Source organism: Micromonospora sp. R311 (assembly GCF_056780015.1).
In genome coordinates this window covers 159459-173370 of sequence record NZ_JBSWCE010000004.1, presented here as the reverse complement: position 1 = coordinate 173370, position 13912 = coordinate 159459, and the positions used below count along the sequence as shown (strand labels likewise).

Annotated in this window: 12 protein-coding genes; 7 read left to right on the top strand and 5 right to left on the bottom strand. The window is 75.8% G+C overall.

The window, feature by feature from the left end; genetic code table 11:
* Nucleotides 1-134: 134 nt before the first annotated feature.
* The 3 genes from AC1WTP_RS04795 to AC1WTP_RS04785 all read right to left on the bottom strand — a co-directional run bounded on the left by AC1WTP_RS04795 (nt 135) and on the right by AC1WTP_RS04785 (nt 5347).
* Complete coding sequence (locus tag AC1WTP_RS04795) at nt 135-2096, bottom strand: ABC transporter ATP-binding protein (RefSeq protein WP_481648091.1); 1962 nt, start codon at nt 2094-2096, stop codon at nt 135-137.
* A gap of 138 nt (nt 2097-2234) precedes the next feature.
* Nucleotides 2235-3692, bottom strand: coding sequence for an ATP-binding protein (locus AC1WTP_RS04790; RefSeq protein WP_481648031.1), 1458 nt, complete (start codon nt 3690-3692; stop codon nt 2235-2237).
* Entirely contained in the window at nt 3689-5347 is a 1659-nt protein-coding gene (locus AC1WTP_RS04785) for an NAD(P)/FAD-dependent oxidoreductase (protein ID WP_481648030.1), read from the bottom strand. The genes AC1WTP_RS04790 and AC1WTP_RS04785 overlap by 4 nt, the downstream gene beginning before the upstream one ends.
* A gap of 171 nt (nt 5348-5518) precedes the next feature.
* Between AC1WTP_RS04785 and AC1WTP_RS04780 the strand changes: the two genes are divergently transcribed.
* Nucleotides 5519-7738 (top strand): hypothetical protein, encoded by a 2220-nt coding sequence (locus AC1WTP_RS04780; protein WP_481648029.1) that lies wholly within the window; start codon nt 5519-5521, stop codon nt 7736-7738.
* A gap of 19 nt (nt 7739-7757) precedes the next feature.
* On the opposite strand, the gene AC1WTP_RS04775 is transcribed toward AC1WTP_RS04780, so the two are convergent.
* A complete protein-coding gene (locus AC1WTP_RS04775) occupies nt 7758-8177 on the bottom strand; it encodes a RidA family protein (protein ID WP_481648028.1) in 420 nt (139 codons plus the stop codon).
* Nucleotides 8174-8995, bottom strand: coding sequence for an NAD(P)-dependent oxidoreductase (locus AC1WTP_RS04770; RefSeq protein WP_481648027.1), 822 nt, complete (start codon nt 8993-8995; stop codon nt 8174-8176). Before AC1WTP_RS04770 ends, AC1WTP_RS04775 begins: the two co-directional genes overlap by 4 nt.
* A 95-nt stretch (nt 8996-9090) precedes the next feature.
* Between AC1WTP_RS04770 and AC1WTP_RS04765 the strand changes: the two genes are divergently transcribed.
* From AC1WTP_RS04765 to AC1WTP_RS04740, 6 genes are all read left to right on the top strand, one after another.
* Nucleotides 9091-9984 (top strand): LysR family transcriptional regulator, encoded by an 894-nt coding sequence (locus AC1WTP_RS04765; protein ID WP_481648026.1) that lies wholly within the window; start codon nt 9091-9093, stop codon nt 9982-9984.
* 20 nt (nt 9985-10004) lie between these two features.
* Entirely contained in the window at nt 10005-10493 is a 489-nt protein-coding gene (gene smpB, locus AC1WTP_RS04760; RefSeq protein ID WP_481648025.1) for an SsrA-binding protein SmpB, read from the top strand.
* 227 nt (nt 10494-10720) lie between these two features.
* A complete protein-coding gene (locus AC1WTP_RS04755) occupies nt 10721-11134 on the top strand; it encodes a TOBE domain-containing protein (RefSeq protein ID WP_481648024.1) in 414 nt (137 codons plus the stop codon).
* Complete coding sequence (modA, locus tag AC1WTP_RS04750; protein WP_481648023.1) at nt 11131-11925, top strand: molybdate ABC transporter substrate-binding protein; 795 nt, start codon at nt 11131-11133, stop codon at nt 11923-11925. The genes AC1WTP_RS04755 and modA overlap by 4 nt, the downstream gene beginning before the upstream one ends.
* Before the next feature lie 5 nt (nt 11926-11930).
* Nucleotides 11931-12764 carry an ABC transporter permease gene (locus tag AC1WTP_RS04745; protein WP_481648022.1) on the top strand — a complete coding sequence of 278 codons (834 nt, stop codon included), beginning with the start codon at nt 11931-11933 and terminating at the stop codon, nt 12762-12764.
* Entirely contained in the window at nt 12761-13828 is a 1068-nt protein-coding gene (locus tag AC1WTP_RS04740; protein WP_481648021.1) for an ABC transporter ATP-binding protein, read from the top strand. The genes AC1WTP_RS04745 and AC1WTP_RS04740 overlap by 4 nt, the downstream gene beginning before the upstream one ends.
* Nucleotides 13829-13912: the final 84 nt, after the last annotated feature.

Sequence of the window (13912 nt, the reverse complement as noted above, 5' to 3'; positions counted from 1 at the left end):
GCTCCTCGCGCTGTCCGCCCCGGCGGCGGACCCGCCGGGGCGTCGCCCACGCTAGGAATTCGAGTGCGCTCGAGGTCAACACACGGGGCGCGGGGCTCGGTTCGCGGGCGGGCGCGCCGGCGCAGCGGGCCGGGTCAACGGGCGACGGCGTCACCGGCCTCCGGGCCGCGGGCCAGGTAACCGCTGGCCTGCAGCTCGAACAGCTCCCGGTAGAGACCGCCGGCGGCCATCAGGTCGTCGTGGGTGCCGTGCTGGACCAGCCGCCCCTGGTCGAGCACGAAGATCTGGTCGGCGTGCCGGACGTTGGCGAGCCGGTGGGTGATCAGGATGACGGCCCGGTCCGGGTGCCGGCGCAGGTGCCGGAAGAGCGCGTGCTCGGCCCGGGCGTCGAGCGCGGCGGACGGCTCGTCGCAGATCAACAGCGCGGCGTCGCGGTAGAGACCGCGCGCGGCGACCAGCCGCTGCCACTGCCCGCCGGAGAGGTCGTGGCCGTTCTTGAACTCCCGGTCGAGCAACGTGTCGTAGCCGTACGGCAGGTTGTCGATCAGCTCGTCGGCGGCGGCCGCCCGGGCCGCCTCCCGCACGCTCGGCCCGGGCCGGTCGGGCGGCCGGTCGTGGCGGCCGATCCGGATGTTCTGCCCGGCGGTGAACGGGAACCTCCACCAGTCCTGGCTCATCACCGCCACCTGCCCACCCACGGCGTACGGGTCCAGGTCGGCGGTGTCCACGCCGTCCCACCGGATGGCGCCCGCGGTCGGCCGGTACAACCCGGCGATGAGCTTGGCCAGCGTGGTCTTGCCCGAGCCGTTCTCGCCGACCAGGGCGATCACCTGCCCCCGTCGCACGGTGAGGCTCACCTCGTCGACGGCCGGCTGTGCGGTGTCCGGGTAACGCAGGCTGACCCGGTCGAGTTCGATCACCTCGAAGCCGTCGACCGGCCGCCCGCCGCCGGCCGGCACCCGGGCGCGGGCGCGCTCCAGGAAGTCCCGGTAGTCCTGGTAGTAGAGCGCGTCCTCGTAGAGCGAGTTGGTGGCCAGCACCGCGATGCCGAGACTGCTGCGCGCCGACTGGAGGGCCAGCAGCGCGGTCGCGGCGGCGGCGAGCGCGACCAGCCCGCCGAGGAGCAGGGCGCCGAGGACCGCGTAGACGCCGAACGCGGCGAGCCCGGAGATGCTCGCACCCACCAGCCGGGTGCCGGTCTGCGACCGGACCAGGCGCAGGTGGGCCCGGGTCTCGACGGCCATCACGCTGCGGTACTCGGCGAGCAGGAACCCGCGCATCTGGTAGGCGCGCACCTCGGCCGCGGTGCGCCGGTTGGCCATCAGGTGCGCCAGCATCCACATCCGCCGGCGGCGGGTGATCCGGGCGAGCATGGCGAGGTACTGCCGGCGGGCCACCCGGACCGCGGTGACCGCCTCGGGCACCGCCGCGAGCAGCAGGCAGGGCAGCAGGATCGGCTGGATCACCGCGACCGCCACCGCGGTGGCGACCATCCCGACCACTCCGGTGACCAGGTTGACGGTGTGGTCCACGATGAACGCCGCCTCGGTCATCCCCCGGTCCCGGGCCCGGTCCATCTCCTCGGCGAAGCCGGCGTCGTCGAACGCGGCGAGGTCGACCGCCGTGGTGGCCTCGAAGAGGCGTAGCTCCACCTGGTAGTTGATCTGCGGGGTGAGCCGGGCCTGGGCCCAGCCGGCCGCGATCAGCAGCCCGCCCCGGGCGGCGACCGCGGTGGCGGCCACGATCAGCGCCGGCAGCGCCGCGCGGACCCGGTCCGGGGTGGGACCGGCGGCGAACAGCTCGCGCAGCACGCTGGTCGTGGCGAGCAGGCCGAAGGTGGTCATCACGCCGGCGGCGACGTTCAGCCCGATGGAGACCGCGGTGTCCCGGCGGCTGGTCGCCCACGCCAGCGCCACCGCCTCCCGGACCAGCCGGGGCAGGCGGCGGGCCACCGCCCGGAAGCTAATGTGCGCGAAGTCGCTGGCGCGGTGCGTCCAGACCGGATCCTCGAGCTCCGGCAGCACCGGGCCGGCGGCGTCGGCGGCCGGTTCGGCCGGGGAGTCGTCCGGCTCGGACGGGTGGCGCTGGCGGGCCATCGACTCCACGGACCCTCCCCGGGCGGACGCAGCTGAGCCGGTCGCCCGAGATTACTGCCGGCAACCGATCCGTGTCGTGCCGTGATGGGGCGTGTCGAACGCGCGTGCCAACGGCGTGTCGGCCAGGGTGGGACCGGGTCAGGACGCCGCCTCCGCCCCGGACGCCGGCGACGGTCCGGCGGCCAGCGGCAGCAGCACCCGGAAGGTGGTGTCGCCCGGGGCCGACTCGACCCGGATGTCGCCGTGGTGCTTACGGACCACGATCCGGTACGAGATGTCCAGCCCCAGGCCGGTGCCCGCGCCGACCGGCTTGGTGGTGAAGAACGGCTCGAAGATGCGCGGTCGCACGTCGGCGGGGATGCCCGGCCCGGTGTCGGCGATCTCCACCGCGAGGAGATCGCCCTCCCGTCCGGTGCGGACGGTCAGGGTGCCCTGCTCCCCCATCGCGCCGAGCGCGTTGTCGATCAGGTTGGTCCAGACCTGGTTGAGCTCCGCGGCGTACGCCGGGATGTGCGGGAGACCGCGGTCGTACTCCTTGACCAGCCGGACCCCGGCGGGCAGCTTCCCCTTGAACATCACCAGGGTGGCGTCGAGCAGGTCGTGCACGTCGACCACCTGGTACGGCGCCCGGTCCAGCTGCGAGTACTGCTTGGCCGCGCCGACCAGGCCGGAGATCCGGGTGACCGCGTCGCCGATCTCCCGCATCAGCAGCTCGGTCTCGACCGTGTAGGTCAACCACCGTACGGCGGCTTCCAGGTCCGCCGCGCCCACCGCCGCCTGCACCCGGGCCAGCCACGCCTCGTCCAGCCCACCGCCGACCAGGGTCGGCGCCAGGTCCCAGGCGGCTCCGACCTGGCGCTCCGCCAGCCAGTCCGTCAGGGCGTCCTCGGCGTCCGCCGCGGCCATCGGGCTCAGCTGCGGCGCGGCGGCCACCCGCGCGACCGCCTCCTCCTGCAGTTCCACGAGCGTGTGCAGCGCCCGGCCGTCGAGCCGGCCGTCGGCGATCATCGCCAGCTTGTGCCGCATCCCGGCCACCCGGTCGCGCAGCACCGAGGTGGCCCGGACCGCCGCGGCCGCGGGGTTGTTCAGCTCGTGGGTCAGCCCGGCGGACAGGGAGCCGAGCGCCAGCAGCCGTTCCCGCTCGCCGACGATGGCCTGGCTGTCCCGCATGCCGAAGAAGAGCCCCTCCAGCAGGTGCATCGCCATCGGAAACCAGGAGCGGACGGCGTACGCGAAGGTCTCCGCCGGAAGGACGAAGAACTCCGCCTCGGTGACCGCCCGCAGCGTGTTGCGGTAGACCTGCTCGACCTGGTCGTCGAGGTACGCCTGGGTGGCCCCGCCGTACACCCCGCGCTGGTCGGTCCGGCTGACCACCACCTCGTCGCCGCGCACCCGCCGGCTCAGCGTCACCGCCCCGGCGAGCAGGACGTAGAAGCAGGTCGCCGCGGCGCCCTCGGGGTAGACGACGGCGCCGGCGGCGCGCCGCTCCACCCGGCCGTGCTCGGCCAGCCACCCGAGCTGCTCGTCGTCGAGCGACTCGAACAGGAACAGGGTGCGCAGCTGGTCGGGGGTCAGCCGCTCCGTCGGGGTGGTCACTGCGCCTCCAGGTAACGGTGCACCAGCGAGACCGCCATGGCGCCCTCGCCGACCGCGGACGCGACCCGCTTCACCGACTGGGCCCGCACGTCGCCGGCGGCGAAGACGCCCGGCAGGCTGGTCTCCAGGTGGTACGGATCCCGCGACAGCGCCCAGCCGGCCGGCCGTCGCCCGTCGGTGACCAGGTCGGGCCCGGTGACGACGAAACCCCGCCGGTCCCGGACCAGCACCCCGTCCAGCCACTCCGTCCGCGGCTCCGCCCCGATGAAGATGAAGAGCCAGGACGCCGCCACCTGGCGGGCCCGGCCGGTGCGGGTGTCGCAGAGGGTGAGCTGTTCGAGGTGGCCGTCACCCGACCCGCCGGCCACCACGGTGTGCGGGTACACGGTGACGTTGTCGATCCGGTCGAGCTGGTCGATCAGGTAGCGCGACATCGAGGCGGTCAGGTCCGCACCGCGGATCAGCAGGTGCACCCGCGCGGCGTACCGGGAGAAGTGCACCGCCGCCTGGCCGGCCGAGTTGGCCCCGCCGACGATGTAGACGTCCTGTTCCACGCAGCTCGGCGCCTCGGTGGCGGTGGAGCCGTAGAAGACGCCCTGCCCGGTGAACCGGGCCAGCCCCGGCGCGTCGAGCACCCGGTAGGACACCCCGGTGGCCAGCACGACGGTGTGCGCGGCGATCTCGGTGCCGTCGCCGAAGCGCAGCAGCCGGGCGGAACCGGCCTCGCTCAGGCCCACCACCTCCCGGGTGCTGAGCAGCTCGGCGCCGAACTTCAGCGCCTGCCGGCGCGCCCGGTCGGTGAGCTGCGCGCCGGACACCCCGTCGGGGAAGCCCAGGTAGTTCTCGATCCGGCTGCTCTGCCCGGCCTGCCCGCCGGTGGCCCGCCGTTCGACCAGCACCGTGCGCAGCCCTTCGGACGCGCCGTACACCGCCGCGCCGAGGCCGGCCGGGCCGCCGCCGACCACCACCAGGTCGTAGAAGTCGGCCGCGGGCACCACGGTGAGCCCGGCCAGTCCGGCCAGCTCCGTCTCGGTCGGCGCGATCAACGCCTTGCCCTCGGCGGTGACCACCAGCGGCAGGTCCGCCTCGGTCGCCCCGGCGGCGGCGAGCAGCCGGACGCCCTCCGGATCGTCGGCGAGCAGCCAGCGGAACGGCACCAGGTTGCGGGCGAGGAAGTCGCGCACCGCGAACGACGGTGCCGACCAGCGGTGCCCCACCACCCGGATCTCGGTGGCCGCCGCGTCCGGCGTGGCCGCCCACGCCTCCAGCAGCGTGTCCACCACCGGGTAGAGCTTCTCCTCCGGCGGGTGCCACGGCTTGAGCAGGTAGTGGTCCAGGTCGACGAGGTTGATCGCGTCGATCGCGGCGTCGGTGTCCGCGTACGCGGTGAGCAGCACCCGGCGGGCGGCCGGGAAGAGGTCCATCGCGGCCTCGAGGAACTCGATGCCGTTCATCTCCGGCATCCGGTAGTCGGCCAGCAGCACCGCCACCTGCTCGCCCCGGAGTTTGATCTCCCGCAGCGCCGTCAGCCCGTCGGCGCCGGAGGCCGCCCGTACCACCCGGTACCGGTCACCGTAGCGACGGCGCAGGTCGCGGGCCACCGCCCGGGACACCACCGGGTCGTCGTCGATGGTCAGGATCACCGGGTTCGCCATGGCGTGATCCAACCACCCGTGGGCCCGGCGGCGCACCACCGCCCGGGGCGCTGCGAGCCGTCGCGCCCGGCGACGGCACGGTTGACCGGTCCCGCGACGGGTAACCGGCCCTGGCGCCAGGTGGATGGCGGCACCGGTGCCACCGGCCGCCGGAGACGTCTCGGGGGGTCGATGTCCGATGGACCGGCGGCGTCGCACGACGTCGTGGAGCTGCGGGTGCACGGGGTGTCCGGCGCGGGCGCCGACCAGGTGCTGGACCGCCCGAACGTGGCGCAGGTGGCCGGTGACCGCAGCGGCGGGTTCTACCGGCCGCGGGTCGGCTACCCGGACACCCGCGGCGCGGGTGGGGTGATCCTGGAGGCGTACCGGTGGAGCGACCTGCCCTCGGGGACCGCGGTCCGGACGCTGTCGCTGGTGTTCCTGCTGCCGTTCATGCTCTGCAACGTGGCGATCTGGATGCGCCCGCCCGGGCTGGACCGGACCGGGTTCGTCGTGAAGGGCCTGTGCCGGGTGCTGGCCCTCACGCTGACCGCCCTGTACGTGCTCTCCATCGTCGGGGTGGCGCTGGACCTGGTCGCGTGGCGCTGCCTGGCGTCGTCGGAGTGCCTGACCGAGCGGATGTGGCTGTCCTGGCTGGGCGGGCGGTCGCCGGGGCTGCGCCTGGCGGTGCTCTCGGTGGTGCCGATCGCCGCCATCGGTGTGGTCTGGGGGCTCGGCGCCCGCCCGGGGCGCAACTTCGACGCCTTCCGGGCGCCCGCGTCCATCGCCGCCGTGCACGAGCTGAGCGCCGTGGGCCAGTGGGACGCGGCGCCACTGGTGGGGCGGTTGCGCTCGCTGCACGTGGCGACCGCGTTCGCCACGCTGAACGTCGCCCTGCTCACCGCCCGGGCCCGGTCCGACGCCTCGATCGTCACCGTCGCGCTCGCGGTGGCCACCGGCGCGGTGCTGGTGGCCTGCGTCGTCCTGGTCTGCGTGTACCCGGTGGTCAACCCGGTCGAGATGCGCCCGGGCGTCGACCGGGTGACCCGGACGGTGCGCAACGCCGCCTGCGGGCTGACCCTCCTGGTTCTCGCCGTGGTCGCGGCCCACCGGAGGCCGTGGCCGGCGGCGACCGGTCTGCCCGGGCACGGCGAGATGGTCGCCTACCTGCTCGTCTTCCAGACGGTCCTGCTGGTCGGGCTCGGCGCGCTGGTGGTGCGGCGGCGCGGCCGCCACGGCCGCGCGGCGCTGCACGGGCTGGGCGCGCCGATCATCGCGGCCGCCGGCACCGGCCTGGCGGTGGCGTTCTCCGCCGAGCTGGTCTACCGGGTGGCGGACTTCCTCGACCGCAACGAGCCGACCGCGGACCGGGTGCTGCTCAGCCCGCCGCTGATGTACAAATGGGCGATCTTCGGCTTCTTCCTGGCGGTGCTGGCCATGCTGCTCGCCGCCGGCCTGGTCACCGTGCTCACCCGGCGCCGGCGGCTGCGCGCCGCCGCGGCGAGCGTCGCCCGGGACTTCCCCGACGCCCCACCGGGGGCCGCGTTCCGGCTGCGCCAGGTCACCAAGACGATCGCCCGGGCCCGGTTCACCGAGCGGTTGGAGTCGCTCACCGGGGTGTACGCCTGCCTGGTCACGCTCGGCATGGCCACCAGCGTCCTGGGCCTGCTCGACCTCTTTCCGGGCGAGGTCATCGAGCGGTACCTCGGGGTGCCGGCCGACCTGGTCAACTTCGGCATCGGCATCGGCAGCTACGTGATCGCGGCGGTGCTCCTCGGCCTGGTGGTGGGCGGCATCTTCGCCTACCGCACGGCCGAGTTCCGTCGCTACATCGGGGTGGTGTGGGACCTCGGCACCTTCTGGCCGCGGGCCGCCCACCCGTTCGCACCACCCTGTTACGCCGAACGGGCCGTGCCCGAGCTGGCCCGGCGGATCACCTACCTCACCGAGCGCGGCGACGCGGTGCTGCTCGCCGGGCACAGCCACGGTTCGGTGCTGCTCGCGGCGACCGTGATGCAGCTGCCGCCGCACGTGCGCGACCGGGTGGCGCTGCTGACGTACGGGTCGCCGTTGCGCCGGCTCTACACCCGGCTCTTTCCCGCGTACGTCAGCCAGGAGGTGTTGCACGAGGTGGGCGAGCGGGTGGGCTGGCGGTGGCTGAACCTGTGGCGCGACACCGACCAGATCGGCAGCTGGGTCTTCTCCCCGCACCGGCCCGGGGAGCCGCCGGCGGCGCCCGGGCCGGCGGGCACCGTCGACCGGAGACTGCGCGACCCGTGGGACGTGGTGGCCCCGCCGAGCGACAGCGTGCCGCCGCCGATCCTCGGGCACTGGCCGGGTGAGTCCGACGAACGCTTCGGCGACGCGGTGCGGGAACTGGCCGAGCGGCTCCGCCGGCAGGCGGCGCGCTGACCCCGCGCCGCCCGGCGGGTCAGTCCCGCCCGGCCGGCACCGCGGCGGTCACCTCCACCTCGATCAGCGCGTCGGGCAGGAAGAGCCGGCTCACCTCCACCGTCGTGCTGGCCGGTGGCGGCACGGCGGTGAAGCGACGGCGCCGGACCGTGGCGTAGCCGGGCAGGTCGTCGAGGTCGGTGAGGAACGTCCGGATGTGCAGCACGTCGGCCAGGGTCGCGCCGTGGGCGGCCAGCACCCCGTCGACGATCTCGAAGATCCGTTCGGACTGCGCGACGATGTCGCCCGGGCCGACCACCCGGCCGGCGTCGTCGACGGCCACCTGGCCGGCGAGCACGAGCAGGGCGCCGCCGCCGGCGAGGTCGAGGCGGGCCAGGTGGGCGAAGCGGTCGCCGAACGGGGCGGCGACCGTGGCGGGGTTGTCGAGGGTGAGCTTCACAGGTTCTCCCGGGTGACGAGGGTGGCGATGTCGGCGGTGGCGTCGGGGGCGGCGGCCAGGACGGCCCGGGCCGCGGTGACCAGCGGTGCCGGCGTCGCGCCGAGCGCGTCCCGCACCAGGTCGAGGTCCTTGCCGGCGAGCGCGACCGGGAAGTCGGCGTCCCGGGCGGTGGCCCGGCCGAGCGCGCCGGCGAGCGGGCCGTCGGCCAGCGCGTCCAGGGCGGCCCGCGGGTCGACGCCGACCGCGCCGGCGACGGCGAGCGTGTCGGCCAGCCCGGTGACCGCGACCAGCAGCGCGGTGTTGAGCACCAGCTTCAGCGCGGCGCCGCTGCCGAGGTCACCGCAGCGGCGTACGCTGCCGAGCGCCGCGAGGACGGGGGTGACCCGCTCGACGGCCGGGGCCGCACCGCCGGCGAAGACCCGCAGCCGGCCGGCCCGGGCGGCGGCGACGCTCCCGCCGACCGGCGCGTCGACCAGGTCGACGGCGCGGGGCAGCCGGCCGGCCAGGGCCCGCACGGCGGCCGGGCCGATGGTGGACATCTCGACGACGCAGCCGCCCGGGGCCAGGGCCGGCACCGCGCCCGCCGAGCCGTACAGCACCGCGTCGACGGCGGCGGCGTCGGTGAGCATCGTGACGACGACCTCGGCGTCCCGGGCGGCGTCGGAGGGGGATCCGGCCACCCGGGCACCGGCCCGCCGCAGCGGGGCGGTACGCCCGGCGGTGCGGTTCCACACCGTCACCCGATGACCGGCGTCGAGCAGGCGCTGGGCGATCGCGGCGCCCATCCGGCCCGTGCCGAGTACGGCGATCTCTGTCATGCCGACCACGGTAGGAACCGGACCGCCATGCGACCAACGAATGTTGATGATGGCAGCCATGCTGTCAGCGCATGGCGGCGGATATCCTGCCGGGCATGCACCCGCACGCCCTGGACGTGTTCCGGACGGTGGCCCGGCACGGGTCGATCACCGCCGCGGCACGCGAACTCCGCTACACCCAGTCGGCGGTGTCCCGGCAGATCGCCGCTCTGGAGGCGGAGCTCGGGGCGGTGCTCTTCGACCGGCTCCCCCGCGGCGTCGCGTTGACCGAACCGGGGCGCTGCCTGTTGCCGCACGCGGAGGCGGTGCTGGAGCGGCTGGCCACCGCCCACCGCGAGCTGGACGCGCTGCGCGGCCTGGGTGGCGGGCGGCTGCGGGTCGGGGCGTTCCCCACCGCGATGGCGGCCCTCGTCCCACGCGCACTGGCCGCGTTCCGGGCGGCGTACCCGGAGGTCGCGCTCTCCCTGGTCGAGGGACGCACGCCGGCCCTGCTGGAGCGGTTGCTCGCCGGCGACGCCGACCTGGCGGTGGTGAGCGCACCGCCGGACCAGCCGCTGGACGGTGGCCGCTTCGCCCTGCACCACCTGCTCGACGAGCGGCTGCTCGTCGCCGTGCCCCGCGGCCACCGGCTGGCCCGGCGCCGCACGGTGCGCCTCGCCGAGCTGGCCGAGGACTCGTTCGTGACCGGCTCGACCGGCGCCGAGGACCCGCTGATGCGGGCCGCCATGCCGCCCGGCTTCCGGCCCCGGGTCGACATCGTGGCCGCGGACTGGACCGGCAAGCTCGGCTGCGTGGCGGCCGGGCTCGGCGTCGCCCTGGTGCCCGCGCTGGCCGTCCGGGCCGCCCCGGCCGACCTGGCGTTGCTGCGGCTGCACCCCGAGGACGCGCCGGTGCGCCAGGTGTACGCGGCCACCGTCGCCGGGCGGCACCTGCCACCCGCCGTCGACCGGCTGCTCGACGGCCTCACCACCCAGGCCCGCGCCGGCTGACCCGCGGCTATCCTCGCCGGGTGGACCGGTCCCGGCAGACGCGCAGCCTGATCGCCTCGAACAAGCGGGCACGGCACGACTACACCGTCCTCAAGACGTACGAGGCCGGGATCGTGCTGGTCGGCACCGAGGTCAAGTCGCTGCGCGAGGGCCGGGCGTCGCTGGTCGACGCGTTCGCCCAGGAACGCGACGGCGAGCTCATGCTGTACGGGCTGCACATCGCCGAGTACGGCTTCGGCAGCTGGACCAACCACGCGCCGCGGCGGACCCGCAAGCTGCTGCTGCGCCGGGTGGAGATCGACCGGATCCTGGAGAAGGTCCGCGAGGGCGGGTTGACCCTGGTGCCGCTGTCGATGTACTTCGCCAACGGCTTCGCGAAGGTCGAGCTGGCCCTGGCCAAGGGCCGCCGGTCGTACGACAAGCGGCAGGCGCTGGCCGAGCGGGACGCCAACCGGGAGATCGCCCGGGAACTGGGCCGCCACCTCAAGGGCCGGACCCGGCGCGGCTGACCGCCCGGCCCTCGCCCACCGCCGCCCGTCACCCGGCCCGTCACCGCCGGCCGTCACCTCGGCCCGCCGCCACCACCCCGGCCCGCCACCTGGGTCGCCGGCCCGGCGCCGGCACGGACGGGCCCCCGCTCGCGGCGGCAGCTGCCAGCGTCCAGCGGGTTGGCACCGGGCACCTGCGGCCGGCCGGGCCGGTACCGGCTCTCGGATGCGTCGGCTAGGGTGAGCCGGTGACGACGTTCCGGATCGGGGAGGCGGCCGAGTTGCTCGGCGTCAGCCCGGACACCGTCCGGCGGTGGATCGACGGTGGCCGGCTCGCCGCCGGCCGCGACGAGCACGGGCACCGGGTGGTCGACGGCGTCGACCTGGCGGCGTACGCCCGGTCGCAGGCGGCCGACCCGGACGACCGCTCGGACGCCTCCTCGGCCCGCAACCGGCTGCGCGGCATCGTGGTCAACGTCGTCAAGGACACCGTGATGGCGCAGGTCGACATCCAGGCCGGGCCGTTCCGCATCGTGTCGCTGATGAGCCGCGAGGCGGTCGACGAGCTGGACCTGCGGGTCGGGTCGGTGGCCGTCGCCGTGATCAAGTCGACCACGGTGGTGGTGGAGCGGGCGGTCGCCGGCCGGGGACGGTCCGCGTGACGAGGTTCCGGCGGGCGCGTACCGCGCTGGCGGGGATCGTGGTGGCGGCCCTCGCGGCGGCCACCGGGTGCGGCGGCGGCCCGGCGACCGGCCCGGCCGGCGCGGCGGGCGGCGTCACCGGGACGGTGACCGTCTTCGCCGCCGCGTCGCTGACCGAGTCGTTCACCCGGATCGGCCGGGACTTCGAGGCCGCCCACCCGGGCACCACCGTGGTCTTCAACTTCGCCGGCAGCTCCGCCCTCGCCAACCAGGTCGACCAGGGCGCGCCGGCCGACGTCTTCGCCTCGGCCGCGGCGCGGAACATGGTCACCGTGACCGACGCCGGCAACGCCGACGGCACGCCGGTCGTCTTCGCGCGCAACCAGCTGGTCATCGCCGTGCCCGCGGGCAATCCGAAGGGGATCGCCGGCCTCGCCGACCTGGCGGGCCCGGCGGTGAAGGTCGCGCTCTGCGCCGAACCGGTGCCGTGCGGCGCGGCCGCGCGGACCGCGCTCGACGCCGCGTCGGTCGCGCTGACCCCGGTCACCCTGGAACAGGACGTGAGGGGCGCGCTGTCCAAGGTGAAGCTGGGCGAGGTCGACGCCGCCCTGGTCTACCGCACGGACGCCCGGGCCGCCGCGACCGAGGTGACCGGCGTCGAGTTCCCGGAGTCGGCCGGTGCCGTGACCGACTACCCGATCGTCGCGCTCCGGGACGCGCCGAACCCGGCGGGCGCGCGGGCGTTCGTCGGGTACGTCCGCTCCGGCCGCGGGCAGGCGGTGCTCGCCGAGGCCGGGTTCCAGGCCCCGTAGCGTCGATGACCCGCACCGACACCCCCGCGCAGGCCCGCCGGCGCAGGCCAGCCCGTACCCGTGGCACCGTCCCGCTCGCGCTGCTGCTCCCCGCGGCGCTCGGGCTGGTCTTCCTCACCCTGCCGCTGGCCGGGCTGCTGGCCCGCACCCCCTGGGCCGACCTGCCGCGGCGGCTCGCCGAGCCCGGCGTGCTCACCGCGCTGCGGCTGTCGTTGCAGACCGCGACCCTGGCCACCCTGCTCTGCCTGCTGCTCGGGGTGCCGCTGGCGTGGCTGCTGGCCCGGGTCGAGTTTCCCGGCCGGCGCCTGGTCCGCGCCCTGGTCACCGTGCCGCTGGTGCTGCCCCCGGTGGTCGGCGGGGTGGCGCTGCTGCTGGTCTTCGGGCGGCGAGGGCTGGTCGGCGGCTGGCTGGACGCCACCTTCGGGGTGACCCTGCCGTTCACCACCGCGGGCGTGGTGCTGGCCGAGGCGTTCGTCGCGATGCCGTTCCTGGTCATCGCCGTCGAGGGCGCGCTGCGCGGGGCGGACCAGCGCTACGAGGAGGCGGCCGCGACCCTCGGCGCCGGGCGGTGGACCACCTTCACCCACGTCACCCTGCCCCTGGTGGCGCCCGGCCTGGCCGCCGGCGCGGTGCTCTGCTGGGCCCGGGCGCTCGGCGAGTTCGGCGCCACCATCACCTTCGCCGGCAACTACCCGGGCCGGACGCAGACCATGCCGCTCGCCGTCTACCTGGCCCTGGAGACCGACCTGGAGGCGGCCGTGGTGCTCAGCCTGATCCTGCTCACCGTCTCGGTGGCCATCCTCGCCGCCCTGCGCGACCGGTGGATCACCAGCCCGTGACCGCCGCGCTGCTGGACGCCCACCTCGTCGCCGACCGGGGCAGCTTCCACCTCGACGTGCCGTTGCGGATCGCCGCCGGTGAGGTGGTCGCGCTGCTCGGTCCGAACGGCGCCGGCAAGACCACCGCGCTGCGCGCGCTCGCCGGCCTGCACCCGCTGACCGACGGGCACGTCACGCTGGCCGGCGTCGACCTGGACCGGCCCCGACGCCGGCTGCGCACGCCGACCGAGCGCCGGCCGGTCGGCGTGGTCTTCCAGGACTACCTGCTCTTCCCGCACCTGAGCGCGCGGGACAACGTGGCCTTCGGGCCGCGCCGGCACGGCGTCGACCGGCGCGCCGCGCGGCGGGCGGCGCTGGACTGGCTCGACCGGGTGGGGCTGGCCGAGCACGCCCACCGGCGGCCCCGGCAGCTCTCCGGCGGGCAGGCGCAGCGGGTGGCCCTGGCCCGCGCCCTCGCCGTCGGGCCGTCGCTGCTGCTGCTGGACGAGCCGCTCGCCGCCCTGGACGCGCGCACCCGGCTGGACACCCGCGCCGAGCTGCACCGCCATCTCGCCGCCCACCCGGGGGCGACGCTGCTGGTCACCCACGATCCTCTCGACGCGCTGGTGCTGGCCGACCGGCTGGTCATCGTGGAGGACGGCCGGGTGGTGCAGGAGGGCGACGCCGCCACGGTGACCGCCCGGCCGCGCACCGACTACGTGGCCCGGCTGGTGGGGCTGAACCTGCACCGCGGCCGGGCGGACGGGCACCTCGTGCGGGTCGCCGACGGGCTGGCGCTCACCGTCGCCGAGCGGCTCGACGGCGACGCCTTCGTGGCGTTCCGGCCGACGGCGGTGGCCCTGCACCGGGACCGGCCGGCGGGCAGCCCCCGCAACACCTGGCCGGCCCGGGTGACCGGGGTGCAGCGGCACGGCGACAACCTGCGGGTGCAGCTCGACGGCCCGATCGTGGTGGCCGCGGACGTCACCCCGGCGGCCGCCGCCCAGCTCCGCCTGGTGCCGGGGCAGCCGGTCTGGGCCGCGGTGAAGGCGACCGAGACGCACGCGTACCCGGCCAGCGGCTGACCCGTCCGCCCCCGTCGGTGCACGCCGCCGAGCTGGCTCGCGGCCCGACCGGGTCCGGCCCCGCCACCGGCTGTTCCGGACGGT

Bases quoted from the DNA above. Each gene is read 5' to 3' on its own strand.
- AC1WTP_RS04765 (WP_481648026.1), top strand. From the start codon at position 9,091: ATGCACCCGCACGCCCTGGACGTGTTCCGGACGGTGGCCCGGCACGGG.
- AC1WTP_RS04745 (WP_481648022.1), top strand. From the start codon at position 11,931: ATGACCCGCACCGACACCCCCGCGCAGGCCCGCCGGCGCAGGCCAGCC.
- AC1WTP_RS04785 (WP_481648030.1), bottom strand. From the start codon at position 5,347: ATGGCGAACCCGGTGATCCTGACCATCGACGACGACCCGGTGGTGTCC.
- AC1WTP_RS04770 (WP_481648027.1), bottom strand. From the start codon at position 8,995: ATGACAGAGATCGCCGTACTCGGCACGGGCCGGATGGGCGCCGCGATC.
- AC1WTP_RS04795 (WP_481648091.1), bottom strand. From the start codon at position 2,096: ATGGCCCGCCAGCGCCACCCGTCCGAGCCGGACGACTCCCCGGCCGAA.
- AC1WTP_RS04780 (WP_481648029.1), top strand. From the start codon at position 5,519: ATGTCCGATGGACCGGCGGCGTCGCACGACGTCGTGGAGCTGCGGGTG.